The organism is Archangium sp., from assembly GCF_036277355.1.
Classification (GTDB): Bacteria; Myxococcota; Myxococcia; order Myxococcales; family Myxococcaceae; genus Archangium.
This window is the reverse complement of record NZ_DASUNC010000075.1, coordinates 14,513-39,622: the sequence shown is the minus strand read 5'-3', so window position 1 is coordinate 39,622 and position 25,110 is coordinate 14,513. Positions and strand designations below refer to the sequence as shown.

The following is a 25,110-nucleotide window of genomic DNA, read 5'->3' as shown; positions in this document are numbered from 1 at the left end:
CTCCACCTGGACCGGCAGTCACCTCTCCCTACACCACGGGCAACTCCCGCTGCACCGGCCCCGGGGGGAAGGCCTCCTCCAGCCGGGCGATGTCGTGGGCCGTGAGCCGCAGCCGCCCCGCCGCCGCGTTGTCGCGCGTGTGCGCCTCGTGGCTCGCCTTGGGGATGCAGAAGAGCGAGCGCCGCCTCATCAGGAACCCCAGCGCCACCTGCCGCGGCGTGGCCCCATGGGCGCGGGCCACCTCCGCCAGCACGCGCCCGTCCGGGCTGTCCGGCTCGGGGAAGTCCCCGCTGCCGAACGGGCTGTAGCCCACCACCGCCACCCCGTGCCGCTCGCACCACGGCAGCACCCGGTGTTCAATCTGCCGCTCCCGCAGGTGGTAGAGCACCTGGTTGCACGCCATCCGGCCCGGCCCGGCGATGGCCAGCGCCTCCTCCAGGTCATCCACGTCGAAGTTGCTCACCCCCCAGGCGCGAATCTTCCCGTCCGTGCGCAGCCGCTCGAAGGCGCGCAGCGTCTCCTCCAGCGGGTGCGGCCCCGGCCAGTGCAAGAGGTAGCAGTCCAGCCGGTCCGTCCTCAGCCGCTTCAGGCTGCGCTCACAGGCCTGAATCGTCCCCGCGTAGGTGGCGTTGTTGGGCATCACCTTGGACACGAGGAACACCTCGTCGCGCCGCCCGGCCAGCGCCTCGCCCACCAGCGACTCCACGTCGCCGTAGCCGTACAGCTCCGCCGTGTCCACGTGCGTCATCCCCAGGTCCAACCCCACCTGGAGCGCCCGGAGCGCCTCGGCCCGGCCGTCTTCCTCCATCTGCCAGGTGCCCTGGCCCAGCACCGGCACTTCCACTCCCGTGGGCCCGAAGACGCGCTTGTCCATGTGACTCCCCCGTGGGAGCCAGGGTCTCCACTCCTCCCCGCTCCCGGTATGCCGGCCCCGCTCCCGGCGTCTCCTGCCCCACACTCGCCTCCCCACGAGTGCCAACGCCCGACACGCGCCCCCGCGTCCCGCTCCGCGCGAGCCCCCCGCGCCCGCCGGACACGCGCGTCGCCAACTGGTCCGACTGTCGGACCCGTTGCCCGGCGCCGGCTCCGGAGGGCGCGCGGCCTCCCGTCCGAGATGTCAGCCGGACCGCCTACGTTTCCGGATGCACGGGGATTTCCAGGTTCACCGGGAGGCCCTGGTGCCGTACCAGGAGACACCGCACATGAAGAAGCAGAGCGCGTTGCACCTCGCGGGCGCCGTCATCGCCCCGCTGCTGGCGTTCCAGTTCCAGGCCCACGCCGGGCCCGCCGCCCCGCCCCCGTCCGCCCTCACCGCGCCGGCCCAGGGCGCCACCGAGGCGGTGGACCTCCTCGAGCGGCTGCGCGCGCTGCCGGGCGTCGTGTCCGTGGTGGAGGGCCGCACGCGCATCCCGGGCACGCGCTTCTTCACCCTGCGGTTCGACCAGCCGGTGGACCACGCGCACCCCGAGGGGCAGCGCTTCCGCCAGCGCGTGACGCTGCTGCACCGCTCCGAGTCCCGGCCGGTGGTGCTCTACAGCAGCGGCTACAACATCCCCAGCGTGGCCTTCCAGACGGAGCCCACGTACCTCTTCCAGGCCAACCAGCTCACCGTGGAGCACCGCTACTTCTGGCCCTCGGTGCCCGAGCGGCTCGAGTGGGAGCACCTCAACATCCGCCAGGCCGCCGCGGACCACCACCGCATCATCCAGTCCTTCAAGGGCCTGTACGGCTCGAGCTGGCTGACGTCGGGGGCCAGCAAGGGCGGCATGACGAGCGTGTACCACCGCTACTTCTACCCGGACGACGTGCAGGCCACGCTGCCGTACGTGGCGCCCAGCAGCAAGGGCCCGGCGGACGTGCGCTACATCGACTTCGTGGCCCACGCGGGCAATGACCCGGACTGCAACGAGCGGCTGCGCACCTTCCAGAAGACGGCCCTCCAGCGCCGCGACGAGCTGCTGCCCCTGGTGGACAGCACGTACGCGCCCCAGGGCATCACCTTCCATACGCTGGGCAGGGAGCGGGCCTTCGAGTTCGCCGTGGTGGAGTCGTCCTTCTACTTCTGGCAGTACGGCGACGCGTCGAACTGCGCCACCATCCCGGCCCCGGACGCGCCGGCCGGCGAGCTGTTCGACTTCCTCTCGTACCACGCGGACATCGGCTTCAACTTCGGGGATGACGCGCTCGACTTCTTCGCCCCGTACTACTACCAGGCCGCCACCGAGCTGGGCGCGCCCCGCTACGACGAGCGCCACCTGCACGGCCTGCTGCGCTTCCCTCGCGAGGACCGGCCCGCCCTCTACACGCCCGTGGGCGTGGAGAAGCGCTTCGACCACGCGCTCATGCCCCAGGTGGAGCGCTGGGTGCGCACCCAGGGCAGCCACCTCCTCTTCATGTACGGGGAGAACGATCCCTGGTCCACCAACGCCTTCGAGGTGCGCGAGCGCAACGACTCGCTGCGCTTCTTCGTGCCCGCGGGCAACCACTTGTCGCTCCTCTACATGCTGCCCGCGGCCGAGCAGAAGCGGGCGCTCGACGCACTGGAGCGGTGGATGGGGGTGCCCATCATCCGCTACCCGACGGCGGGGCTGAGGCCGGGCGAGGCGCTGCCCTTCTCGTACGACCTGCCCGAAGAGCGCGGCATGCGCTAGGAGCCCGTCGGCGAACAGGCCAGAGGTACGGTGCGCGTAGCGAGAGACATATGGCACCACCACCGCCTGAACGCACTGCGACGACAGCCCCGGTTCCGAGGTCTCCTCGGGGGGTTGTTTCTCACGCCTCCGAACGCCCACCGATCTCGGGGAAGCGCTCATAGGCTCGCTTGAGGGCCTCGAGGTGCTCGGGCTTGTCCAAGTCGAGCGGCGTCGCGGTGAGACTCACCACCCATCCCCCCGACGCCGTGCGCCTGGCGCGCGACAGCAGCTCCGCGTCGCGCGAGGGGTCCGGGAAGCCGATGGCCTCCGCAGCCGAGGCCGACCAGTAGTTGATCCACCCAAGGTACCTGGGAACCTTGGGCGAGCGGATGTTCCACGGGAGCTTGAGCATTGGCAGCCCCAGAGGCGGCCCGTCAGGATTCCCGGACTTCGGCCCTACTTGCGCTGCAATGACCTGCCTCACGGGCCCAGGCGCCACGGTTCCCCACCTGGCGCGCACGCCCTCCGCAACGTTCTCCAGCATGTCCACTGCCGCGGCGACAACGGGCGCGTCCTGGGGCAGCTGCGCATGAGCCATCAGCAGCGGCTCGCCCCCTGGACTCGAAATGGCGCTCTCAAAATAGCCGCTCATCGTAATCGGGTAGCTCTCGTCGCCATTGCACAACAACCCGAACTCGCCGGCCGCGGCCGTCTCCGCCAGCCACGCCGCGCGCGCAGGAAGCGCGATGGGCCGCCCCGCTTTCGACAGTCGCCACGCCATCCGCAAGCCGGGGAGTGCACGCTCGAGACCTTCAACGGCCGCGAGCGGACGCCCGTCGTCGCCCGTGAGCGCTGGAGCATAGACGTGCAGATGGAGGCTGGCTCGAGTCGTCATCATTTGCACCAGGTGAGGACGATATCAAAGGTGGCGTCCACATCCAGCAGCGCGGCCTTGTGGGCCTCGCTGATCACCCCGACCTTGAAGTCATACCCACAGGCCAGCGCGATGTCGCGGTACACCTTGAGTTCTTTCATCTCCTTATCGACCGTCATCTTCTTCAAGAAGTCGCTGTAATCGTCGAAGTACTCGACCTTGATCTCCCACAGCACCCGCACTCCCACCTGAAGCGCGTCGAAGTTCTTGCCATCGACCTGGGCATCCATCCCGGGCCAGCGGTTGGGCGGATACCCGTCGGCGCACGTGTTGTGCGCCTTGTTGCCGCCCTTATGCGGCACCGGGATGGCCTCGCACTTGCGCTCGCGCTCCCTGTCGGTGGGCTCGGGGGTCGGCCCTGGCGGCCCGTCCTCTCCCTCGGGCTTGGACTTGGGACGCCGCTTCTTCTTGAGCTCCGGCGGAGCGGGCTTCGTCTCTACCACCGGCGGTGCTTCCGGCATGGGCTGCGTCGGCGGCGGCCGCACCTGGGGACGGCCCCGCTTCTCGTACGCCTCCAGCGCCTCTGAAATGGCGAACCCCACCACCACCACGCCCACGACGACCACCGCGCCCACGGCCAGCTCGGGCGCCGCGAGGACACAGAGCCCGATGCCCAAGGCCCCGGCGCCCGCGGACGCGACCGAGCACCGCCCCGTGGTGTCCCTGAACCGCACCCGCTCGTGGTCGAGCGCGGGGTAGCACCGCTCCACCAGGTCGGCCCATGGCTGGCCCGCCTCCTCAACGACGCACCGGCCCCCGTCCGTCCAGGGCAGCTTCGCCGCGCGCCGGAGGTGGGTGACCACCAGGTCCTCGCGCAACGCCTCGGTCGTTACCCGGGCACGCCCCTCGCGCCGCCAGCTGCGCGCCGTCCCGGTGAGCGTACCGCCCATGGGGTAGCTCGTCGCGCACGCCAGCTGCAGCCAGAGCACCACCGCAAGCACCGCGCGAACAGCGCGCATTGCCTGGCCCGACGAGCGCCACCAGGACATGGGCTGCGTACCGCCGCCCTCCCCCACCGCGGGACTCGGGTGCTTATAAAACATGGCGCTGGCCTCCCCCTGGAGCATCAGCCCCGAAGGATAGGATGCGGGACGGCCAACCCTACAGGGGGGGCCCGCGAGGCCCATGGGTACCTCTCGCCGGAAGCAGCTCGGCGTCGACACGAGGAGCAAAAGCTGGCAGCTTGAACGAGCTGAAGCGACTCACCCGACATCTCCTTGACACTCTGCGAGGACGGTGAATCGTTATCGGCGCTTTGTGACGGCATCTCTCCCATTCCATGAGCGAGGAGCCATGGCAGATCTTCTGTATCCGCGCGATCACCTACAGGAGGCGCTGAAGCGGCGAGCCCCAAAATGGCTCGGCAACCCGCGGCTAGTGCAAGTCGTCGGCGAGCTTCTCGATCTCCTCTTCTTCGCGAGCCTCTCGACCGAAGAGGGTAGCGCCACCCGCGTGCAGGTTGTCGTATCGCCGGGAAAACCTCTCCAGGATGTCGAGGACAGCTCTGAGTACCTGGGCTCGGATGTACCTCGACAGCAAGCCTGGTCTGTGCTCCCGCTCAAACCGCAACGGCTCGACCTGGAAGCGCTCGTCAAGCTCTCAGTCGTGACCGAGCCTGGTCGAACCGCCGTTGTCCTGGAGCACGAGGAGTCATCCGGCTGGCAGGCCGTGGGAATTGCCAAGCTCAACACCAGCACAAATGGCGGGAACGTTCTCTTCCTGTCCACCACTGCCCCTGGAGCCCTCTCGCTCGTTTATGCCGGCACCGAGATCATGAGGTACGAGCGCGGGCAGCTTGCCAAACCGGCTCCCGACATCTTCATCTCCGATGGCGTGGTGCGCTCCACCATCCGACAGTCGCTAGGGGATCTGCTCAGCGGGGAGACGAATCGGATCCTCATGCCCAGCCGTATTGGCGAGCACGTTTTCGAAAGGCTCGTCAGAGGCATGCGAGCGACTGGCCGCGGAGGTCTCATTCTCGTCCAGCCGACTCCATCTCTCGACTCGCAGCAGGACATGCCGAAGCTCGTGCTCACCGAGCCCGACATCCTGGCGGACAAGAGCCGGAACCTCTTTGAAGCAATCGAACGCGGGCTTGGAGTCGCCTTCCGGGATGACGAGTTGGGGCGCAATGATGAGTGGGATGAGGCAATGAGCCTCCGCGAGTGGGCTCAGTCCGAGGTGGACTCACTGTCGGATGACATTGCGCGGCTTACCGCCATGGATGGCGCGCTCCTACTCGGGCCAAATCTTCGAGTTTTCGGCGCCGGATACAAGGTGAGCTCGTCCCACACCCTTCCACTCTATGAAGCATTTGACGCGACCGGACAGAGTGTTTCTCCTGTCGAATACCCCCTGGAGATTCACGGGACCAGGCACAGGGCTGCTGCGTCTTTCGTCGCTTCGACCGGCGGATTCGCCTTCGTCGCATCGGAGGATGGCCCAATCAAGTGCTTGATAAGGGAGCAAGGCCGGATCCTATTCTGGAGAGTTCGGTTTCCGGAGATCTAGGAGTCTGTCGGAACATTCCCACGACCCACTACATATCGAGTAGTGCGAATCGAACGCACCGCTACGGTTGGTATGGAGGACAGGTTTTGGAGCGATACTCCGACAAGCTCCTGGTGGCGTGTCCACGAAGTCCTTGGACATGGTCCATGGATGTCCCCTCTCCCCTTGGAGAGGGAGCATGCGCAACACAACCCGTCAGCGCCCCGGCCTGACGGTGTAGGCGCCCGTCCTCGCGTCCACGGACACCCGGGGCGGGCGCCGCGTCTCCTCGAAGAGGCGCCAGCCCGGCTCCAGGCCCCGCCAGAAGGCCACGAGCCGAGGCGTGGCCCTCGGGTGCTGCTCCAGCGCGGCCAGGCCCCGGGCGTCCAGCCGGCGCGGGAAGATGTGGATGGGCACGTCCCGCTTCATCTTCCCCCGCGCCGCCAGCACCATCAGGTACAGCTCCTCGATGGGGCCGTCCTGGATGGCGATGCAGCCGATGCTCATGCAGTTGCCGTGCACGTAGATGGCGCCCCCCAGTGGCCGCTCGCCCAGGCGCCGGTCCGCCTCGTTCGGGTAGCTCACCCTCATGGACAGGTGGAACTGGCTGCGCGGGTTGAATTGGTCCAGCGTGTAGAAGCCCTCGGGCACCTGCTCGTCGCCCTCGCGCCGCTTGGGCCCCACGTCCCCCGAGGCCGCGCAGAAGGGGAATGTCTTCACCTTGCGCAGCCGCTCGCCCCTCGCCCCCGCCCACACCTCCAGCTCCCGCTCCTGCTTGAAGGCCCGGACATAGAGCTCCTCCGGCGGCCACGAGACGCCCGCCTTCGTGAACAGCTTCGCCACCTCGGGCTCCCGCGCCCGGCGCACCGCCTCCACCTTCTTGTCCGCGGCCCCCGCAGGCAGCGCCGCCCACAGCCACAGCAGCAACAACGCTCTCGTCATGCCGGCCTGGACACCCCGGAGCAGACGGACGTTCCCCGGCAAGGACTTGCGTGTGTCACCCCGGCGTCACATCGCGTGGGTCTGCGTGGCGGGGGCGAGAAGAGCGCGTTAGCACTGCGCGCCTCTCCACCCCGGGAGTCTCCCCTTCATGCCTCTGAATCACTACGTCACCCTGGGCCGCTCCGGCCTGCGTGTCAGCCCCTTCTGCCTCGGCGCCATGACCTTCGGCGAGGACCTCGGCTGGGGCTCCAGCGTCGAGGACTCCCAGCGCATCATCGACCGCTTCCTCGCGCTGGGCGGCAACTTCATCGACACCGCCAACGTCTACACCCGCGGCCACTCGGAGAAGATCATCGGCGACCACCTCGGCCGCACGCCCTCGCGGCGCGAGCGCGTCGTCCTCGCCACCAAGTTCTTCGGCAACCTCTTCCCCCAGGACCCCAACGGCGGCGGCGCGGGCGCCAAGTCCCTCGTCTCCGCCACCCACGAGTCCCTGCGCCGCCTGCAGACGGACTACATCGACTTGCTGTGGATGCACGCGTGGGACCGCCACACGCCGATTGAAGAGACCATGCGCGCCCTGGATGACCTCGTGCGCGCCGGCAAGGTGCGCTACATCGGCTTCTCCGATACCCCCGCGTGGAAGACCGCCCAGGCCCAGCTCACCGCCCACTTCCGCGGCTGGACGCCCCTGGTGGCGCTGCAGATCGAGTACTCGCTGCTGGAGCGCACCGTGGAAGGCGAGCTCCTCCCCATGGCCCGGGAGCTGGGGCTGGGCGTGACGCCCTGGTCTCCCCTGAAGAGCGGCGTGCTCAGCGGCAAGTACACCCGGGAGAACGCCGGCAAGGTGAAGGCCGACCGCGGCGCGTGGGTGGAGTCCAACCTCGGCGAGCGCGCCTACTCCGTCATCGACGTGCTGCTGCGCGTGGCGAAGGAGTTGGACAGCACGCCGGCCCGCGTGGCGCTCGCCTGGGTGCAGAACCGCCCCGGGGTGTCCTCCACCATCATCGGCGCGCGCACCCTGGAGCAGCTGGAGAACAACCTGGGCGCGCTGGAGCTGAAGCTCACGCCGGAGCAGCTCGCCGCGCTCGACGAGGTCTCCAAGCCGGTGCTCAACTTCCCCGCCGGCTTCCTCCAGGGCGCCCCCACCTTCATGCACGGCGGGCTCACCGTGAATGGCGTCTCCGCCCCCGCGCTGCCCTGGGCGCCCAAGTCGGACGCCGAGCGGTACTGAGGGAAGACCCTCACCCTGACCCTCTCCCAGAGGGAGAGGGGACGACGTCACAGCCCGTGGGCCGCCTGCTTCACCAGGTGGCCCGTGAAGTTGTACTCGAGCAGGTGGCGCTTCAGGTTGCCGTCGCTGGCCGCGAACGTCTGCACGTAGTCCCCCTTCTCGAGGAAGAGCGTGACGCTGTACACGCCCGTGTCCCGGTCCACGTGGCCCTGGCCGCTCATCGCCCGCCCCTTGGACGTCCCGTTCTTCAGCACGTGGACGAACACATCGTTCGCCGTCGCTCCGTAGTGGTACGCGTCCTTCACGAACGACACGTTGAAGAAATACAGGCCCGTGCACGGCGCCACGAAGGTGCCACCGCCCTCGCCCCAGCCGCCTCCCTCCTGGGTGTGCGTCGTCGCGTAGCGCAGCAGCACCAGCCCCCCCTCCGAGACGTGGCCCGTCCCACTCGCACTGAAGGCGACGATGCCCGAGTCGGGACAGTGCGCCCCCGCCAGCAGCTCGGCCTCCCGGGCGGTGGTGGGGTCCACCGTCTTGTAGTCCGCGAAGAGCACCCGCGCCTTGCTCGCACCCGAGGCCGCGCCGGGCTCCTCCGCCCACGCCAGGTCCGGGCCGAGCAGCGACACCAGGCCGCACAGCAGCACCACCCGCGACGTCTTCATGAGAGCCTCCCTTCCCGGAGTTCCGGGGGTCCGGGGAGACTTGGCCCGGGAGCCGTGTCCCACAACCCGGCCCAGCGGTCAGGCAGGCGGCCGGTGAACGCTTCGCTCCCTCTCGGTGTCGGCGAGGCGACGCGAGCGGCCGCGGGGCCTCAGCGCCGGCCGCTGCCCGAGGTCGTGAACCAGGCCGACTCGGGCTCCACATCCGGGCTCGCGCCACTCGAGGAGCGGAAGGGAGAGCCGCTGAACAGGCCCTCGGACTCTTCTCCGGGCGGCGTGTCCGTGGACTCCATGGCCACCGACAGCAGCCCGGCCAGGATGCCCAGCAGACACACCCCCGCCACCGTCAGCTTCACCTTGCGGCGCCATGTCTGCACGGGCTCACGGTGGTAGCGCGGCATGCCCCGGCGCAGTCTCTCGCTCTGCAGGTCGATGACCCTTCCTGGCGCCTTGCTGGACATGCATGCATCCTAATCCACGTGGCCGGGACCACCCCCAGCGCGCTCGTGGAGCCAGCCGACATCCTAACGCATGCCGGGTCCTCCAGGTAACAGGCCCACCCTCTTCCGCGGATGGAACATGGGGCCACCCCGCGCATCCCACCTCCCGCCGTGACGAACCTGGACCTGTTTCCCCCCGAGCCACCCCCCGCTGGACCGCTGGAGCACCTGCTGAAGGTGTCCCGCATCTACCTGGAGCCCGACGTCGAGCGCTTCACCCGGGGCCGCGACATCCTCGCGCGCTTCCCCGGCGCCGAGCGGGTGCAGGTACGCTCGCACTGGAACATCCCCGGCCTCTTCGGCAACGAGGGCAACGCCGAGGCGTGGAATCGCATCAAGGGCAGCACCCTGGTGTTGGGCGTGAAGAAGTCCATGGGCTTCGAGGCCAATGGCCGCAGCGCCGACTTCCTCCCGCCCTCCACGGCCAACGGCTGCGTCATGAGCTGCGCCTACTGTTACGTGCCGCGTCATAAGGGCTACGCCAACCCCGTCACCGTCTTCGTCAACATCGAGCAGGTGCTCGCGGCCCTCCGCCGGCACGCGGGAAAGCTCGGGCCCAAGACGGAGCCCAATACGGTGGACCCGCGCTACTGGGTGTATGACATCGGCTGCAACAGCGACTGCTCGGCGGACGCGGCGCTCAGTGACAACGTGAGGGACCTGGTGCGGCTGTTCACCGTGCTGCCCAACGCCATGGGCTCCTTCGCCACCAAGCTGGTCAACCGCGAGCTGCTCACCTACGCGCCCCGGGGCAAGACGCGCATCCGCTTCAGCCTCATGCCGCACACCAAAGCGAAGCTGTTCGACGTGCGCACCAGCCCCATCTCCGAGCGCATCGCCGCCATCGACGACTTCGTGGCCGCCGGCTACGAGGTGCACCTCAACTTCTCGCCCGTGGTCGTCACCGAGGGCTGGCAGGCCGAGTACGACGCGCTCTTCCAGCAGCTCGACGACACGATGGGGGACAAGGCGAAGGAGCAGCTGGCCGCGGAGATCATCTTCCTCACGCACAACGAGCGGCTGCACGAGGTGAACCTGCGCTGGCACCCGAAGGCCGAGGAGCTGCTGTGGCGGCCGGAGCTGCAGGAGACCAAGGTGTCCCAGGGCGGGGGCGTCAACGTGCGCTACCGCACCGGGTACAAGGGGCGGCTCGTCGAGGAGTTCCAGCAACTGCTCGCCCGGCGCATGCCGTACTGCCGCGTGCGCTACGCGTTCTGACGCACGCCCCGCGGCCACGATTTCCCCTCTCCCCTCGGGAGAGGGACGGGGTGAGGGTATCGGGTGAACCCTTCGACCTTACCCCAAATTTTGGAGCCCCTCGGGAGCAATTCTAGAACTCGGCGAGAAGGTGCCCGACAGGGTGTCAGACGGCTCGTAAGGGGCGAGGTGTTGAACGAGTTCTTTGACACCTTCCCGGTGGGTGATGCGGTGGGCGATGCGGCCGTCCTCCGCTCGTGACAAACGCGCCAGCACCAGCGCGCTGCGCACCCCGTAGCGGCACAGCCGCTCCTGGCCCTGCCTGTCGTTGGCATGCAGATGCGTGGTGGCGTGCAGGGAGAAGCCCTCCAGCAAGGCACACCGGGGTTGCTTTCTGAGAGGGGGCCGCACGTCCAGCTCCGTCCAGCGCAGTCGCTGCTGCAGGGAATGCGCTTGGTACGCCCGCAGCGCGTCTTCGGGCCAGGGCGCAGCCCTCCTCGACCCCTAGGCTCCAGCTGTCTCCCTCAACACGGCCCCCATCCCGCCTATACGCATGGCTTCTATCCCGCCTATACGCACGCGGGAGTGGATGAAGCCGTGTGACCTACTTCGGCAGCTCCACTCGGCTCGCCGTGAACTGGCCCTTGGAGCCCGCGGCCGCACTCTTCCCGTTCTCCCCATTCGCTCCTGACTGGCCATTCGAGCCATGGCCGGGCGGCAAGCCGAAGAGCGCGTCGAGTTGCTTGCACGGGCTGGTGTTCTTTCCCGGCGGTCCGCCGCGCCCGCCCGGTCCTCCCACACCGCCCTTCCCCGGAGTGCCGGCGTCCCCTCCATCGAGCGTGTATCGCAACTCGGCGACCTCCACGGGCGTGTTGTAGAAGGTCACCGTCAGGAGTCCGCCATTGCCACCCGCGCCCGCGTCGCCGCCGCGCCCGCCAGCGCCACCATTTTCGCCATTCCCGCCACGACCCTGCCCGCTGCGGCATAGTCCCCAACGCGCTTTGGCATTACGTCCCCGCGGACCCTTGGCTCCCGCAGCGCCCGGACGCCCATCCACGCCATGCTGCCCATCCTGCCCCGAGAGGTCGACGAACAGCGGTCCCGCGACACGGCCGGTGAGAAACAGATCCACCTTGCCCGCCGCGGCGCCTGCGGCCCCTGAGGGCCTATCCATCGCCGTCGTCGCCGACTCGTCGAAAGCCGTGATGCGCGACGCGTTGTTCCCCACGATCTCGTGGGCGTAAATCACCAAGTGATTGCCATTCGTGATGAGGGTGCTGTTCTTGAGTTCCAGCTTCCGCACCACGAGCAGGACAGGGCGGGCCCCCTCGCCCGGCTTGCTGAGCGTGAACGTGGCCCCGTCCAGCGTCAGGTCTCCCGCGGCGTTCTGCGCCGCGATCAACGCTGAATGGCTCGACAAGTCCGGTCCCCGCAGCATGCGCTCCGGGATTCGCTCGAGGGTGACCGGACCGCCGAGGGTGAGTTCTGGCTCCTGTGCGAGCGCGATGGAACTGGACAGCAGACACAACACAGCGATGAGTGACTTCACGGTTTCCTCGCGGAAGAATTGTCAGGCGACCTTCACTAGACCCGCGGAAGGTATCAGAGGATTCGTCACCCGCGACGGTGTCAAAGGATTCGAAATTCGACCGTACCCAAGTTTCCGCGACCCGAGGCGGCAGGCCCGGGCCGTGAACGAGAAGGACAAGCGTTCACGGCGAGAGCACTCGTCAACACCACGAGTGTGCATCCCGACGCAACTTCGTCGGTCTGCCCCACCGAGTAAGGGCTCGCGAACCAAAGATGGCTCCGAATCGCCACCCGCAAAGAAAACGGCGCTCGCCTCCAACCTTGGGCGAGCGCCGCAGGGTAAAAACGGAGCGACGCTGAGAGCGTCTAGGCCCCGTCCGAGGGCTTAGTACTCATCGGAGACGGCCCCGCAGTTCCCACAGTGATTCGAACCCATTCCGGATCCCATCGTGGACTGCTTGCATCGGAAGCACGGGATGCCAGTGAACCGTTCGTTCTTCTTGGCTGCTGCCGACATCAATGCTCCCGACAACCTCTTGATGATCTGCAGGATCTCAGAAACCTCTGCCGGCGAGAGCCTGAACCTGTCGAAGCCATGTGCGGCGATGGTCCGAAGGTTCCAGACGCGCCTCAGTTCCTCTCTCATGTCTGAAGCAAGGAGGCTCCCAGCCATGTCGAGGAGCGCCGGGAAGGCCTTGGTCCTCCCGACGGGCATCCCATGAGCTTCGACGAACGTGTGAAGCGCCTGCTCAAGTGCCGCGCCCCCCATGACCAACGCCGACCGAACGTGCCCCGCCATCATCGTTTGCTCAGCTTCCGAGAGCAGAGTCCGTTCGATGATTTCGTCAGCGGGGGACGTGCTGCGGGCAGGCGTCACGACCACATTCGGCTGAGTCTGCTTGCCGTCGCTTGGTACGGGCTGGGGCGGAACCGGTAGTGGACCCGCCGAAGACGTCAGTCCTGGTTCCGTCGTCGCTGGAGCCGTCGTCGTGCTGGCCGGGGTGCTCACCGCTGCTGCGCTTGTCGTCGCTGCCGTCGCCAGGAGTTCCTTCGTGGGGCTTGCTTCCGGGGACAGCACCTTGTCCCGAATCTGGTACACCCAGCTCAGGAGTTCCTTCAGGGAGTTGTCGACCCGAAGCTGCTTGTGGATGCGAAGAAGGTGGCCCCAGAACCACGACACGAGGAACAAAGCGCTAAAGAACTGCCCGATGACGGACATAACAGCTGGGTGCGGTGTGGCCGTGAACCAGTTGAAGAAGGTCCACAGCGCTGCGAGGGTGGCAGGCACGGCTATTTCACGAATGAAGCGCTTGAGGGTGTCGCGGATTCGGGGTTCGGTGGGCTGGGTCATCTATTGTGCCGATCAACGCGAAAAGGTGGACCCACCCAATCCCCTAAGGGGATTAGGAAGGGCATGAAGCGTTCCGTAGGAGGCCCACGGGACGCGAAGGAAGACCCATCCAGGCGCTGCGGGCACCTGGTCGGGAGGGGACCGGCGACGCCTCGGTGGACGCGTCGCCGGTCAGTGATTCAGGGCGCCGCGAAGGGCTGCTGGCGCCCCTACGAGTCGTCTGACACCTTCGGCCGACACCTTCGGCCCGGATCTAGTACGACCCGGTCACTTTCTGAGGGCCACCGTGGAACTCCTCCTCGGAGGGCGCTCGAAGTGACTGGGGCGTACTAGACGGTCTACGATCTCACGAGACCTTCAGGAAGCCCTTCTGGATCGCGACGTTCTTCGTGTGATCGCACGCGGGGGCCCATGAGGATTTGGCCGAGCGCGCGAAGTAAGAGGCGCTGGACTTGCCCTCTTCCTTGTACGCCTTCCAAAGGTCCCGGATGGTTCGTTCGCCGTACTTAGTCCACGCCTCGTCCATAGGCATCAACCACTTGCCGTTACGCAGGAAGACGCGGAACGCAGCCATAACGGGGAGGATGAAGGGATCCGCAATCGTCACACTCGCGCGGTATCCACTGAGCAGCAGCGATGGCTCGGAGTTGCAGCCCGACGTACGGCTCAGGTCGATCTTCTCCTTCCCGTCGCCATCAGCGCGCCCACTATTTCGCCCGTAGAGCTCCTCCCACTTGCGGACAACGAGTTCCTCCAACTCCAATATGTCCGGCAGGCGCTGAGCGAGCTTGGTGAACTTTTTCTTGTCGTACTGGCGGACGAGCGCACCGATCCCCGAGTAAGCACGCACCGGGTGTTCGCCGTTCTCGGCAGGGAACAGCTCGTTGTTCATCACCGCGAGCCTACGAACCAGATCGGTCACGTCGAATTCGGAATCAGGGTCGACATCCGGCTCGTTCGGCTTGAAGAAGACGAGCTTGCGGCTCTCGGCGGGAAGGTACTGCTTCAACTCCGTCCAGTCGCCGTCGAGGTTACGCAGAGCGTGGAGGGGCACCTTTTCGGAGGTATTCCGAGCCTTGGAGATGCGCGAGATCTCCTCGTCCTCAATGCCCAGAGCGACCGTAACCATCACAACAGCGTCACCGGCGTTCGGGTACCGCTTCGCATTCGCGAGCGCCTCCAGGAGAACCCTGTAGGTGTGGCCGCCGTTGAGAACGCCATGGCCAGGAGAGAACTCGTCCTCTTCAGGCTCTGAACAGACGAGGGTCACCTCGTTCCCCTTCGACTGAAGGGACTTCGCGACCAGCATCATGCCGTTGTTCTTGAGCACGAACGACTCTGGATCCGTCGCGAGGGTGCTCAACATCTCCTTGGCGGGCTTGGCCTTCACATCGGCGTACCGAGCGTTAGGACCCAGCTTCCAAGTCCGCGGCAGATTCTCCGCGCGAACCGTGAGCGTCCAGAGCTCCTTCGCCTTCCCGGAGTTGCCGTTTCCCGCAGACTCAATGCGGTGGGATCGGCAAACCTTCTCGCACGACAACGCGTACGAAACGTCCTTCATATTCACTTCTTTCTTGGTCCTTCAGGACCATTGCCCGACTGGGCGAACGCTCTGCCGTGAAGCACGAGCACCGTCCAACGGGACGGTACAGAACAGGTTACGCGAAAGAACGAAGGGAGTGCAAGCCACGACCGTGGGCGAGAAGGAACGAGGGGGCCCAGCGGCGTCGGGCGGGGCACTCTTCGAGTAGAGGCATCCGCCCCCGTGGTGCTGGCTGCGCCGGGTGGGACATCTGCTAGGGTGGACTCTGGAGGTATTCCACTCTGGCACGACTCCTAACGTGGCTCTCGCTGGTACTCGTCCTGACGGGCGCAACGGCGGCAGCGCAGCAGCCCCCACTCCCGGCCCGAGAGCGGCAGGAGCGGCAGGTTTTCGTCCCCAGCAGCCTCGGTGATCCGGTACCCGAGGTGCGGGTGGCAGCCGGTGTGTCCACCTACCTGCGCTTCAACGCCCCTATCGATAGGGCCTCGCTGGAGGTGGCGGGGCGGGCAACGCGCTTCAAGCTGGTGGACCCGGGGGAGTACACCCTCGCGCTCGAGCCCTCCGTCGAGCCGGCCCCCGGAGAGCGCCTCATCGTACGGGTGCGCTACAAGGACGGCGGCATCCCGGCGTACGCCACCTTCGCGCTCGTCTCCCACCCCACGCTGGTGGACAAGGAGGTGGAGGTGGTGCGCCGCCCGCGCACCGTCGAGGCGCTGGAGGCCAGGCTGTCCCACGTGGAAGCCGAGCTCGTCTCGCTGAAGGCCCAGTGCGCGCAGAGCGGACTTCCCAACCTCGCCTTCTCCGGGGTGCTCGACTCGAAGGATGTCCGGGCCAAGCTCTTCGTCGGGAAGCCGGCTCCCGGCTACAAGGGCGGCCTCGAGCCGGGGCTTGGCACCGGCTACCGGGGCACTCGCTGGGCCATGGTGGTTGTCAAGGTGCGCAACCTCCCGGGACAGCCCGCCTGGGCTCCCGGCGCGGCACAGCTCACCAGCGTGAAGGGGACGCCGGTGAAGGTGCTCTCGGTGCACATGGAGAAGCCCCAGCTCCAGCCGGGCGAGTTCGCCCTCGTGGCCGTCATGGTGGAGCCCCCCGCCTCCAACGAGGTCCGCTTCCGGCTGGATCTGGTGGACACCGAGGGCGGGCGGCTCCTGCCCATCACCGATGTTGCGCTCTAGGAGGGCCGGCCCATGACGACTGAAGTCCAACACCCGGACCACCTTCAACCCGGCCACGCGGTGGGCCCCTGGCTCATCGTCGAGGTGCTGGGCCGTGGTGGCTCCTCTCGAGTTTTCAAGGTGGAACGCGACGGCCAGCCCTACTCCCTGAAAATGGCGCTGCTGCCCCTCACCCAATCCACGGAGGAGCTCACGGAAGAGCAGTGTGTGGAGGAGACGAGCGTCTACCGGCGCCTGGCGCGTGAGGCTGCGACCCTCTTCACCTATGCCTCCCACCCCAACCTGCTGCGCGTGTACGCGGTGGACTTTTGGCCCCACCCCACCAAGGGCTACCCCTTCCTCGTCACGGACTTCATCGACGGGGAAACCTGGCACGAGAGGCGCTGGCGCAAGCCCCCGCACGCCATTGAGGTGGTGGACACCTTCTCCAGTGTGGTGCGCACCGTGGGTGTGCTGCACGCACGCGGTGTGCTCCACCGGGATTTGAAGGCGGAGAACATCCTCATCCGAAGAAAGGACGGCCGGCCGTTCGTCATTGATTTTGGCACCGCGCGCATCCCCGGGGCCCTGACGAAGACGCTGGGCCTGCCCGAGGGCGTCCTTCACCTGGTGCCCCCCGAGCTCCTGGCCTACATACGCACCGAGGCGTGGAAGCGGGGTGAGCCCTTCCAAGGCGGGGTGGCCGTGGACCTGTACGCACTGGGCGTGCTGCTCTACCAAGCCCTCACAGACAGGCACCCCTTCGACCCGGAGCTGCCGGACAAGGAGCTGCTGGCCGCCATCGCCGCCGTCCCGCCGGCCGCGCCCCACCTGCTCAACCCCCTGGTGCCGCGCTCCCTCAGCGATATCGCCATGAAGCTGCTGGAGAAGCGGCCAGAGGACCGCTACCCCAACACCGAGGCCCTGCTCGAGGCCCTGGAGCAGGCCACCGAGAAGCAGAGAAAGTCCCCCGCATGGAAGGTGCCCCTCACCGCGCCGGACAGCCCGGCAGAGGCGCTGTCCAAGCAGTTGGAACCGGAACAGGAGGCCCAGCACCCACAGGCCGCAGCCGCAGGTGAAGCAGCTTCGACGCCAGAGGAGACGAGGCCGCCGGAGGATGCTCGCGAGGAGGCGCCCGCCCAGGAGCGCCGCACGTGGCGCGTGGGGCGCCTCGCCCTGGTGGGCCTGCTCCTCCTCGCCGGCCTGTTCCTTGCCTCATGGCTGGTGCGATCCACACTCGCGCGCCCCCACATGCCGGAGTCCATCGCATCCGGCTCCCCCGAGAAAGGAAGTGCGCCCGTGCCCCCTCGCACCACGCCCCAGGACTCGACTCCCTCCAACCGCTCACGCTTCGGAGTCCTCACCGTGTGGCTGTGCACCGCTGCAGGCCTGGGCTGTCCCGCCGCCCAGGTGAGGCCGGAGCCAGAGGACTGCCCCCCCGAGGCCCGGCACAACATGTTCGAGGAGCTGAAGCTCGACGAGGGCATGCGGCTCCAGGCCATCGTCGACATCAACCAGCCTGGGGACCCGTACCAGGAGGGCACTTACCGCGACGGCCCCATCGTCGGCCGCGTGGTGCAGCGCGAGGGGACTGCGCCGCAGCTACCTGGTGGCACGCTGTTGTACGGGAAGCTCTGGACGGGCTCTGGGATTCAGAACCGGGATGGGGAGGAGGCCGTGCTGGGGCGCTACACCGAAGCGCTGTTGCCGGACGGCCGCAGGCTGCCGGTGTGCATCGTCCTGGGCGGGCCAGAGGGGCGCTGGCGGAAGCAACCCGGCTCCAAGCCCGGGGCCGTTCGGCTGGACCGGGAGTTGCCGGTGGCGGCCGTCTGGCGCTGGCCTTGAGGAGCACCCTTTCAAGGGGTCACCAACCGCTCGAGGGCGTAAATCTCCGGCATCACGCCTGCAACGATAATCCGAAACACTCATGGAGCCCGCTCTCACCAAGCTGGTCGAGGCTGAGCGGATGTGCCCTCTTGGAGTGGAGCATGCAATCCGGCAGATTCGCGGTCGGGTTTAGAGGGCCAACGTCGACTGCCGAAACCCGCCTGAGCATGCCCCGTTTGCGAAAAAGGGCATCAACTTCCGGCCGATGATGGCTCAGCCTGCGCGGACAACAACAGCAGGGAGGGAAAGAATGAGTGGAGAGCGCGAGTATCCCGATGGCGGCGAGAACTTCACGACGGGCGAGCAGGTGCAGGAACTGCTTGCGGCGAACGACTGCAAAGGCAAGGTCAAGGTCGAGGACCGGGGCAATCCAACGTATGCTTGGCTGTATCTGATCAACGGATCCGACCAGAACGCGACCGTGACCATAAGGCGCACTTGGATCTATCAGGGCAAGCTGCGGAGCGATACCAAGGAGCATCGCCTCTACCCGGGCGAGGAGCGCGAGGTATTCAGCTTCGATCGGGTGCAGGAGCCCAGGGTGACCCTGCTGGCCTGCTCGCTCAACTGAAGGGCGCGGTCGGGCCGCGTCGCCAAGTCACCCTGGCAAGTTCTGTCAGGGGCGGTCAACTTTGGGCTACTGCTTCACGAGCCGAGTCACAGCCGTCGTTCGCGGGGCCTTCGATGTCGACTGGGGAGCCCTGCCGCGAAGGATGGCGACGTGCGGCGCTTCTGCACCAAGACGGGGAAGGAAAAGGACGTCCGCCCGAAGAGGAACTACATCATGAAGCCGTGAGCCTTGCTGTTCACGCCGGGTGCTACGTCAGCCTGGAGCCGAAGGGCTCCAGGCTATCCGACGAGGAACAGATTCTGGGTAAGGTCGAAGCATCCCGGGTTGAACCCACTGTCCACACCGTGGGTCACGGGTTTGAAGAACGGGCCCGGATACCCTCACCCTGACCCTCTCCCGGAGGGAGAGGGGATATCGACAGGGATTGAAAGGAATTACAGCAGGCCGGCGGTGAGGCCGCCGTCGGACAGGTACACGCCGCCGGTGCTGTAGCTGCTGTCGTCGCTGGCGAGGAACAGGTACATCCGGGCGATCTCCTCGTTGGTCCCGTAGCGCTTCATGGGGACGCGGGCGGTGAGCGTGCTCTTCAGCTGCTCCTCGGCGCCGGGGGCGAGCAGCCGGTGCGTGGACGCCATCATGTCGTTGTCGATGACGCCCGGGCACACCGCGTTCACCCGGATGTGGAACGGCGCGCCGTCATGCGCCAGCGCGCGCGCCATGCCCACCACCGCGTGCTTGCTCGTGGTGTACGCCGAGTGTGCCGGGAACCCCGCCACGCCCATGATGGACGAGGTGAGGATGACGCTGCCGCCTCCGCGCTTCTGGAGCTCGGGGAAGGCGTACTTGACCGCCATCCACGAGCCCCGCACGTTCGTGGCCAGCACCGTGTCGAAGTCCTCCACGGTGTGCTCGAGGATGTGCTTGTAGGGGCCCTCGGTGCCCGCGTTGCTCACCAGCACGTCGATGCCGCCGTAGCGTGCCACCGCGTCCTTCACATAGCGCTGCGTGTCCTCCTCCCTGGACACGTCCGCCACCGTGTAGCTGAGATGCTCGTGGTTCACGTCCCGCATCGTCTTGCGCAGCTTCTCCTCGCCGCGGCCCACGATGAGCACCTTCGCGCCCTGCTCCACGAACAGCTTCGCCGTCGCCGCGCCAATGCCGCTGCCCCCACCCGTGACGATGGCGACCTTGTTCTCCAGCTTCTTCATGATGGCTTTTGACTCCCTCTGAGACCCGGGACCCCCCCGGTGCCGCGATTGTCCGGAGGAAGACAGCCCTCCGGCAAGCACGGAACAGGGCTCGTTGCGAGCACAGGGCCGGGCAGGCGGACGTGGCCCCGCCATGCTCCGCCGCCCGCGTTCCACGAGTCCCTGTCACTCGGGGGGAAGACCCTCACCCCCACCCTCTCCCAGGGGGAGAGGGAGCGCGACGTGTAGACTCCCCGCCATGCTCCCCTACGAAGCGCTGGAGGCCCTCGCCCGCGAGCGTCTGCCCTCCGCCGTGTTCGACTACTACGCCGGTGGCTCCGGCGATGAGTCCACCCTCGCCGCCAACACCGCCGCCTGGGCCCGTCTCCGCCTTCGTCCCCGCATCCTCCGCGACGTCTCCTCCGTCGACACCTCCACCACGCTGCTCGGCACCCCACTCGCCTCCCCCCTCCTCGTCGCCCCCACCGCCTTCCACTCCCTCGCCCACCCCGATGCCGAGCTCGCCACCGCTCGCGGCACCCGCGAGGCCGGCTCCCTCCTCGTCCTCTCCTCCCGCTCCTCCCGCCGCATCGAGGACGTCGCCTCCGCCGCCGGGCCCTGGTGGTTCCAGGTCTACGTCTTCCGCGATCGCGGCCTCACCCGCGCCCTCGTCCAGCGCGCCGCCGCCGCCGGGGCCCGCGCCCTCGTGCTCACCGCGGACACGCCCTACGTGGGCCACAAGCGCCGCAACCGCGGCGACTCCGCCCTCCCCCTCCCCGAAGAAGACTTCCTCGCCAACCTCGAGGGCCTCACCCACCGCGCCCTCGCCGAGCAGGCCCCCGACGTCACCTTCCAGGACATCGCCCGCCTGCGCGAGGACTCTGGCCTCCCCGTGCTCGTCAAGGGCGTCCTGCGCGCCGATGACGCCCGCGAGTGTCTCCACCACGGCGCCGCCGGCCTCATCGTCTCCAACCACGGGGGCCGTCAGCTCGATGGCGCCCTCGCCACCGCCGAGGCCCTCCCCGAAGTCGTCGAGGCCTCCCAGGGCCGCGTCCCCGTGCTCGTGGATGGGGGCGTGCGCTCCGGCCGCGACGTGCTGCGCGCCCTGGCCCTCGGGGCCCGCGCCGTGCTGCTCGGCCGGCCCGTGCTGTGGGGGCTCGCCACCGGGGGCGCGGACGGCGTGCGTCAGGTGCTCGACTCGCTGCGCGAGGACACCGCCCACGCGCTCGCGCTCGCCGGCCTGCCCCGCCTGTCCGACGTGGGCGCCGACGTGCTCGCCCCGCCCCCGCGGCCCTGACTAGAAGTCCCAGCTCAGCTCGTACTCACTGCTCAGCGGCGCCTTCGGCCGCCCCACGATGCGCGCCGAGCGCGCTCCCGCCTGCTTCAGGTGCGCCTCCAGCGCGCCCTCCACGTACTGCACCGGCAGGAAGTCCCGCTCGAAGGTGATGAAGGCCCGCGTGTGGCCCAGGAAGCTCACGGAGATTCCGCTCCCCGCCGGCATCACCACCTTGTAGGCCATGGGCAGGTACTCGAGCACGCGCCGCGGCGTGCCCGAGATGAGCACCTGCATCGCCCGGCCCACCTGGCTGCCCAAAAACACCGCCGTCCCCATGTACCCCAGCATCCGCATCGACTGCTCGAAGCTGCCGGCCGCCCCCTCCATCATCCACGCCGCCCGCCTCGCCATCCGCAGGAAGTCCCCGGCCGGGTAGGCGAACAGGTCCACGAAGCTGCGCACCCCTCCGCACTCCGTCAGGCACTCCTCCATCGCCGCCGCGCCCCGGAGCGCGAACATCGCGTCCTTCACGCTCCGGAAGTGCATCCCTCGAATGGTGTCCTGCATGGTGGCCAATGCCAGACGCCGCTCCACGTCGAGCTCGGCCTCGGAGCGCACCGCATGCATTTCCCCGCTGACGCCACTCATGCCGTGCGCCCTCCCGTTACCGGCCCCGTTCGGCCTGCCCGCCTTCTGGAGGGCGGGTTGCTGGCATCCATGCGCATCCCGGAAATCCTGACACAACCGGGGCTCCAGGTAAAACCGCGCCCCGGAGGATCCGTCCGATGGCCACCGCCAGCGGCTCATCCGAATGGCGCAGGTATAGCCGATCAGCCGCTCGCTCGAACGCGCCGTGAGCGCCGTCCACGCCGGGTGTGGTCATTTCCGGAACCCCCTGTGTTCGTTGAGCGACACGCCCGGCCCCCCGGTGGGGCACATTGCCCCATCCCCCCGCGGGTGCGGCATCCTAGCCGACACCGCGCGGCGGAGAAGAGCCCGTGAACACTTCAGGCGGCCCGGCGGGGAGGAGACGCCAGGGGCTCGGGAGTGGAGGAGGCCTCGGCGGGAGCGGAGGGGGCCGGAGCGGGAGGAGACGACGGGAGGTTGGCGAGGGCCGCGCTGGAGAGGATGAGGGCGCCGCCCACCAGCAGCGAGGCATCCACGCGCTCGCCGAGCATCCCCACGCCGAGCAACACGGCCACGAGCGTGTCCAGCAACGGCATGACGCCGATGACGGCCAGGGGCACGCGCGCGAGGAGCCAGAAGAGGAGCTGGTAGGTGAGGGCGGTGGCGCCCACCGCCAGGTAGGTGATGGAGAGCAGGGCGCGGGGCGTCCAGTGGCCGGGCAGGTGGGACTCGAGGGCGGCGGAGGCGGCCAGCAGCAGCACGGAGCTGCTCAGCGTCTGCACGCAGACGGAGAGGCGGGTGGGCACGTGCGCCAGCGAGCGGCGGACGAGCACGTTGGCCAGGGAGATGGAGACGGTGGCCACCAGCGTGAGCACGCACCCGGCCAGCACCAGGCCGGTGAGGCCCACGCCGTGCAGGTGCTCGTACTGGAGCGCGACGATGCCGGAGAGCCCCAGCCCCGCGGACAGGAGCTTGAGGGGCGTGAGCGGCTGATCCGGCAGCAGCAGGCGCCCCACCAGCAGCAGCCACACGGCGTAGGTGGAGAAGAGGAGCGCGGACCAGCTGGAGGGAATCCACTGCTGGGCGACGAAGAGCAGCCCATACGGGAGGGCGATCTGCAGCACGCCCACGCCCATGAGCATCCCCAGGGTGCGCGCGCCGGGCCGGACGCGGAGCAATCCGCTGAAGGGCAGCAGCACCAGGCCGGCGAGCAGCATCCGCACCCCGGCGAAGCGCAGCGGGGGCAGGTCCTGGAGGCCCACCTTCACGACGGACCAGGTGGAGCCCCAGAGGACGAAACAGGCGAGGTAGGCGAGCAGCAGGCGGGCGCGGGAGGCCCCGGCGGTGGACGGCATGGCGGGCCATATACCACGTGCGTTCAGACGGGCTTCACGGCGTCCCGCGCACGCGGACGCGCTCGCGCACCATCTCCGTGTCGCCCAGGGGGGCCACCATCTTCTCGCCCATGCCCTGGGCGTCCAGGGTGAGCGTGGCCTTCAAGGGGCCCATCTCGACGCTCAGCTCGCGCGAGCCGGCCGCGCCCTTGCGCAGCACCTGTTGCACCGGCGCCGCCGGGTTGGCGGTGGGAATGTAGTAGTGCAGCGTCACCTCCTGCTCCGGGCCCGGCAGGAAGCGCTCGCGCAGCAGGCGCGCGGTGCCCGGCTCGGTGGCCAGGTCCGCCGGGGCGGTGAAGGTGCCGTTGAGCGCCTTGCCCAGGTGCGTGCCCTCGTAGTGGTACTCGCGGCCCTGCACCTGCTCGAGCGCCATCTGGATGTCGGGCTCGCCATTGCTGGCCCGGGCGAAGTCGCGCGCCACCAGCTTGCCGTCCTTGTCGGACAGCTCCGAGGAGACGCTGTCGTGCACGCTCAGCTCCCGGGGCGAGCGCGGGAAGAAGAGACTCGACTCCACCTCCGTCAGCCGCCCGCCGCCCGCCGCCTCGCGAATGGTGTGCTTCTCGAAGCCCACCGGGAGGCCCCGCACGCGGATGACGCTGAACTCGAAGTAGCGCGAGGCCGGTGGCGTCCCGCCGGAGCCCTGGAGCGAAGCGGCCAGCCCGCTCGTCACCCGCGCGAAGCTCTCCGAGTAGCCCGGCTCGTCGTGCGTGCACACCAGCGGCACCCGGTCATCGGCGTACACCATCATCTTGGCCAGCCCCGCCGCCTTGCCCCGAGGCCCGTTCACCCGGTACTCGGCCTCGGCGTACACGGCCGGGCTCTCGCCGATGAGCCGGATGTCCGTGATGCGCACGCGCTGGAGCTCCGTGCGCTGCCCCGCCATCTCCACCAGCCGGTAGATGGCGCCGCCCGCGTCCACCGGCTGCGAGTACACGAAGCACGTCAGCGGACTGCCGGTGCCCAGCGGAATGCTGAGCACGAACAGCCCCTCGCCCGCCTGGAGCGTGGGAGCGCCCGTGGCCTCCACCTCGCCCGTGAAGGAGCCATCCGGCGCGGACACCTTCTGCTTGGACAGTGGCGCCAGCTCGCGCGCGAAGAGCGCCTTCACGTCGCTCTTCTCCGAGGCGGGAGCGGACCCGGCGGAGGCCGGGGGTGGAGCGGCCTCGGCGGGGGCCTGGGACGGGGCCTCGGTCCTCGAGGAGGAAGCCGGGGTGGCACAGCCAGTGAGCAGGCCCAGCAGGAGGGTCGTGCGCAGCCGCATCGTCGATGTCTCCGGAAGGTGTTACGGAAAGCGTCACGGGAGCCCGCATGGCCCCCGGCGCACGCGGAACCCTAGCGGCCCGGCGCGGTGTGTGGCCAGCCATCCGAAGCCCGCGAGGACCTCAGTGCTTCGAGAGCTCCATGTGCTGGCGGAGCTCGTCGAGGTCCATCGACAGGCGCTCCATCGTGTGGCGCATGGGCTTCTTCGGCAGCTTCGTCCAGGCGATGGCACCGAGCACCGCCGCGAGCACGAAGGCCACGCCCGCCGCGAGCAGCGCCGCGGCCCACAGCGGCAACGCGAGCGCCGCCGCCCCCGCGACGAAGAGCAGGGCCAGGCCCACCAGCGCCAGCGCCGCGCCACCGCCCACGAAGATGCCCGAGGCCCGTGCGGCGCGGACCTCCTGCGCGAGCTCCACCTTCGCGTGGAGCAGCTCCGCCTTCGCCAACAGCCGCGCCTCGCTCATCGCCCGCCGGACGAGCTCGTTCGTCGACAGGTCCTTCTCGGGCATCTTCCAGCTCTCCACGGCCTGCCTCCTCTCGACCGCCGCGTCGCCGCGGCACCTGCTCACGTCGCCCTCCGCCTCCACTCGTAGGCGAAGTGGAGGATGGCCAGCATCACCACGCCGATGGCCACCCCGAAGGTCAGCCAGAGGAACCAGCCCACCACGCCCCCCTGCACCAGCGCCACCACCCACAGTGCCAGCAGCCCCAGCCCCATCAGCAAGTAGAGAATGGGCATGT

At 68.3% G+C, this 25,110-nt stretch carries 24 protein-coding genes; 8 read left to right on the top strand and 16 right to left on the bottom strand.

All coding sequences use genetic code 11. From position 1 onward, the window contains the following. Positions 1 to 28 precede the first annotated feature (28 nt). Positions 29 to 874 carry an aldo/keto reductase gene (locus tag VFZ09_RS19995; RefSeq protein WP_329729212.1) on the bottom strand — a complete coding sequence of 282 codons (846 nt, stop codon included), beginning with the start codon at positions 872 to 874 and terminating at the stop codon, positions 29 to 31. A 328-nt stretch (positions 875 to 1,202) separates the two neighbouring features. Here VFZ09_RS19995 and VFZ09_RS19990 point away from each other — a divergent pair, with 328 nt between their 5' ends. Beyond that, complete coding sequence (locus VFZ09_RS19990; protein ID WP_329729211.1) at positions 1,203 to 2,651, top strand: S28 family serine protease; 1,449 nt, start codon at positions 1,203 to 1,205, stop codon at positions 2,649 to 2,651. A gap of 121 nt (positions 2,652 to 2,772) precedes the next feature. Here VFZ09_RS19990 and VFZ09_RS19985 read toward each other — a convergent pair whose 3' ends face one another. Together VFZ09_RS19985 and VFZ09_RS19980 are read right to left on the bottom strand one after the other, a co-directional pair. Continuing rightward, positions 2,773 to 3,528: a DUF5953 family protein gene (locus tag VFZ09_RS19985; protein ID WP_414640721.1), complete on the bottom strand. Its 756-nt coding sequence runs from the start codon at positions 3,526 to 3,528 to the stop codon at positions 2,773 to 2,775. Then, entirely contained in the window at positions 3,528 to 4,610 is a 1,083-nt protein-coding gene (locus tag VFZ09_RS19980) for a DUF6310 domain-containing protein (protein WP_329729209.1), read from the bottom strand. Before VFZ09_RS19980 ends, VFZ09_RS19985 begins: the two co-directional genes overlap by 1 nt. Positions 4,611 to 4,860: 250 nt before the next feature. On the opposite strand from VFZ09_RS19980, the gene VFZ09_RS19975 reads away from it, so the two are divergent. Continuing rightward, entirely contained in the window at positions 4,861 to 6,078 is a 1,218-nt protein-coding gene (locus VFZ09_RS19975; RefSeq protein WP_329729208.1) for a putative sensor domain DACNV-containing protein, read from the top strand. 195 nt (positions 6,079 to 6,273) lie between these two features. Here the strand turns inward: VFZ09_RS19975 and VFZ09_RS19970 are convergent, their stop codons facing one another. Beyond that, positions 6,274 to 6,999: a L,D-transpeptidase family protein gene (locus VFZ09_RS19970; protein WP_329729207.1), complete on the bottom strand. Its 726-nt coding sequence runs from the start codon at positions 6,997 to 6,999 to the stop codon at positions 6,274 to 6,276. Between the two features lie 148 nt (positions 7,000 to 7,147). On the opposite strand from VFZ09_RS19970, the gene VFZ09_RS19965 reads away from it, so the two are divergent. Then, positions 7,148 to 8,233 carry an aldo/keto reductase gene (locus tag VFZ09_RS19965; RefSeq protein ID WP_329729206.1) on the top strand — a complete coding sequence of 362 codons (1,086 nt, stop codon included), beginning with the start codon at positions 7,148 to 7,150 and terminating at the stop codon, positions 8,231 to 8,233. Between the two features lie 47 nt (positions 8,234 to 8,280). Here the strand turns inward: VFZ09_RS19965 and VFZ09_RS19960 are convergent, their stop codons facing one another. Both VFZ09_RS19960 and VFZ09_RS19955 read right to left on the bottom strand, forming a co-directional pair. After that, positions 8,281 to 8,895, bottom strand: a complete 615-nt coding sequence (locus VFZ09_RS19960) for a C1q-like domain-containing protein (RefSeq protein ID WP_329729205.1) — start codon at positions 8,893 to 8,895, stop codon at positions 8,281 to 8,283. Between the two features lie 149 nt (positions 8,896 to 9,044). Continuing rightward, entirely contained in the window at positions 9,045 to 9,353 is a 309-nt protein-coding gene (locus tag VFZ09_RS19955; protein ID WP_329729204.1) for a hypothetical protein, read from the bottom strand. Positions 9,354 to 9,464: 111 nt separating this feature from the next. On the opposite strand from VFZ09_RS19955, the gene VFZ09_RS19950 reads away from it, so the two are divergent. Continuing rightward, positions 9,465 to 10,610, top strand: coding sequence for a spore photoproduct lyase family protein (locus VFZ09_RS19950; protein WP_329729203.1), 1,146 nt, complete (start codon positions 9,465 to 9,467; stop codon positions 10,608 to 10,610). A 78-nt stretch (positions 10,611 to 10,688) separates the two neighbouring features. Here VFZ09_RS19950 and VFZ09_RS19945 read toward each other — a convergent pair whose 3' ends face one another. The 4 genes from VFZ09_RS19945 to VFZ09_RS19930 all read right to left on the bottom strand — a co-directional run bounded on the left by VFZ09_RS19945 (position 10,689) and on the right by VFZ09_RS19930 (position 15,031). Then, positions 10,689 to 10,964 carry a transposase gene (locus VFZ09_RS19945; RefSeq protein WP_329729202.1) on the bottom strand — a complete coding sequence of 92 codons (276 nt, stop codon included), beginning with the start codon at positions 10,962 to 10,964 and terminating at the stop codon, positions 10,689 to 10,691. A 229-nt stretch (positions 10,965 to 11,193) separates the two neighbouring features. After that, on the bottom strand, positions 11,194 to 12,138 hold the full coding sequence (locus VFZ09_RS19940) for a hypothetical protein (protein ID WP_329729201.1): 945 nt from the start codon (positions 12,136 to 12,138) through the stop codon (positions 11,194 to 11,196). 366 nt (positions 12,139 to 12,504) lie between these two features. After that, on the bottom strand, positions 12,505 to 13,470 hold the full coding sequence (locus VFZ09_RS19935) for a hypothetical protein (protein ID WP_329729200.1): 966 nt from the start codon (positions 13,468 to 13,470) through the stop codon (positions 12,505 to 12,507). A gap of 346 nt (positions 13,471 to 13,816) precedes the next feature. Further along, complete coding sequence (locus VFZ09_RS19930; protein WP_329729199.1) at positions 13,817 to 15,031, bottom strand: AIPR family protein; 1,215 nt, start codon at positions 15,029 to 15,031, stop codon at positions 13,817 to 13,819. A gap of 263 nt (positions 15,032 to 15,294) precedes the next feature. Here VFZ09_RS19930 and VFZ09_RS19925 point away from each other — a divergent pair, with 263 nt between their 5' ends. The 3 genes from VFZ09_RS19925 to VFZ09_RS19915 all read left to right on the top strand — a co-directional run bounded on the left by VFZ09_RS19925 (position 15,295) and on the right by VFZ09_RS19915 (position 18,625). Further along, positions 15,295 to 16,188, top strand: coding sequence for a DUF2381 family protein (locus tag VFZ09_RS19925; protein ID WP_329729240.1), 894 nt, complete (start codon positions 15,295 to 15,297; stop codon positions 16,186 to 16,188). Positions 16,189 to 16,200: 12 nt separating this feature from the next. Beyond that, positions 16,201 to 18,012: a serine/threonine-protein kinase gene (locus VFZ09_RS19920; protein ID WP_329729198.1), complete on the top strand. Its 1,812-nt coding sequence runs from the start codon at positions 16,201 to 16,203 to the stop codon at positions 18,010 to 18,012. A 292-nt stretch (positions 18,013 to 18,304) separates the two neighbouring features. Beyond that, complete coding sequence (locus tag VFZ09_RS19915) at positions 18,305 to 18,625, top strand: hypothetical protein (protein ID WP_329729197.1); 321 nt, start codon at positions 18,305 to 18,307, stop codon at positions 18,623 to 18,625. 434 nt (positions 18,626 to 19,059) lie between these two features. On the opposite strand, the gene VFZ09_RS19910 is transcribed toward VFZ09_RS19915, so the two are convergent. Then, entirely contained in the window at positions 19,060 to 19,833 is a 774-nt protein-coding gene (locus tag VFZ09_RS19910; RefSeq protein WP_329729196.1) for an SDR family oxidoreductase, read from the bottom strand. Positions 19,834 to 20,071: 238 nt separating this feature from the next. Here VFZ09_RS19910 and VFZ09_RS19905 point away from each other — a divergent pair, with 238 nt between their 5' ends. Continuing rightward, positions 20,072 to 21,109: an alpha-hydroxy acid oxidase gene (locus VFZ09_RS19905; protein ID WP_329729195.1), complete on the top strand. Its 1,038-nt coding sequence runs from the start codon at positions 20,072 to 20,074 to the stop codon at positions 21,107 to 21,109. Here the strand turns inward: VFZ09_RS19905 and VFZ09_RS19900 are convergent, their stop codons facing one another. From VFZ09_RS19900 to VFZ09_RS19880, 5 genes are all read right to left on the bottom strand, one after another. Then, positions 21,110 to 21,736 (bottom strand): TIGR02265 family protein, encoded by a 627-nt coding sequence (locus tag VFZ09_RS19900; protein ID WP_329729194.1) that lies wholly within the window; start codon positions 21,734 to 21,736, stop codon positions 21,110 to 21,112. A gap of 359 nt (positions 21,737 to 22,095) precedes the next feature. Then, positions 22,096 to 23,070, bottom strand: a complete 975-nt coding sequence (locus VFZ09_RS19895; RefSeq protein WP_329729193.1) for a DMT family transporter — start codon at positions 23,068 to 23,070, stop codon at positions 22,096 to 22,098. A gap of 34 nt (positions 23,071 to 23,104) precedes the next feature. Beyond that, entirely contained in the window at positions 23,105 to 24,370 is a 1,266-nt protein-coding gene (locus VFZ09_RS19890; RefSeq protein ID WP_329729192.1) for a hypothetical protein, read from the bottom strand. A 121-nt stretch (positions 24,371 to 24,491) separates the two neighbouring features. Further along, positions 24,492 to 24,938, bottom strand: a complete 447-nt coding sequence (locus VFZ09_RS19885; RefSeq protein WP_329729191.1) for a phage holin family protein — start codon at positions 24,936 to 24,938, stop codon at positions 24,492 to 24,494. Then, the gene (locus VFZ09_RS19880) at positions 24,935 to 25,108 is read right to left on the bottom strand and encodes a hypothetical protein (RefSeq protein WP_329729190.1); all 174 of its coding nucleotides are present in this window, start codon (positions 25,106 to 25,108) and stop codon (positions 24,935 to 24,937) included. Before VFZ09_RS19880 ends, VFZ09_RS19885 begins: the two co-directional genes overlap by 4 nt. Positions 25,109 to 25,110: the final 2 nt, after the last annotated feature.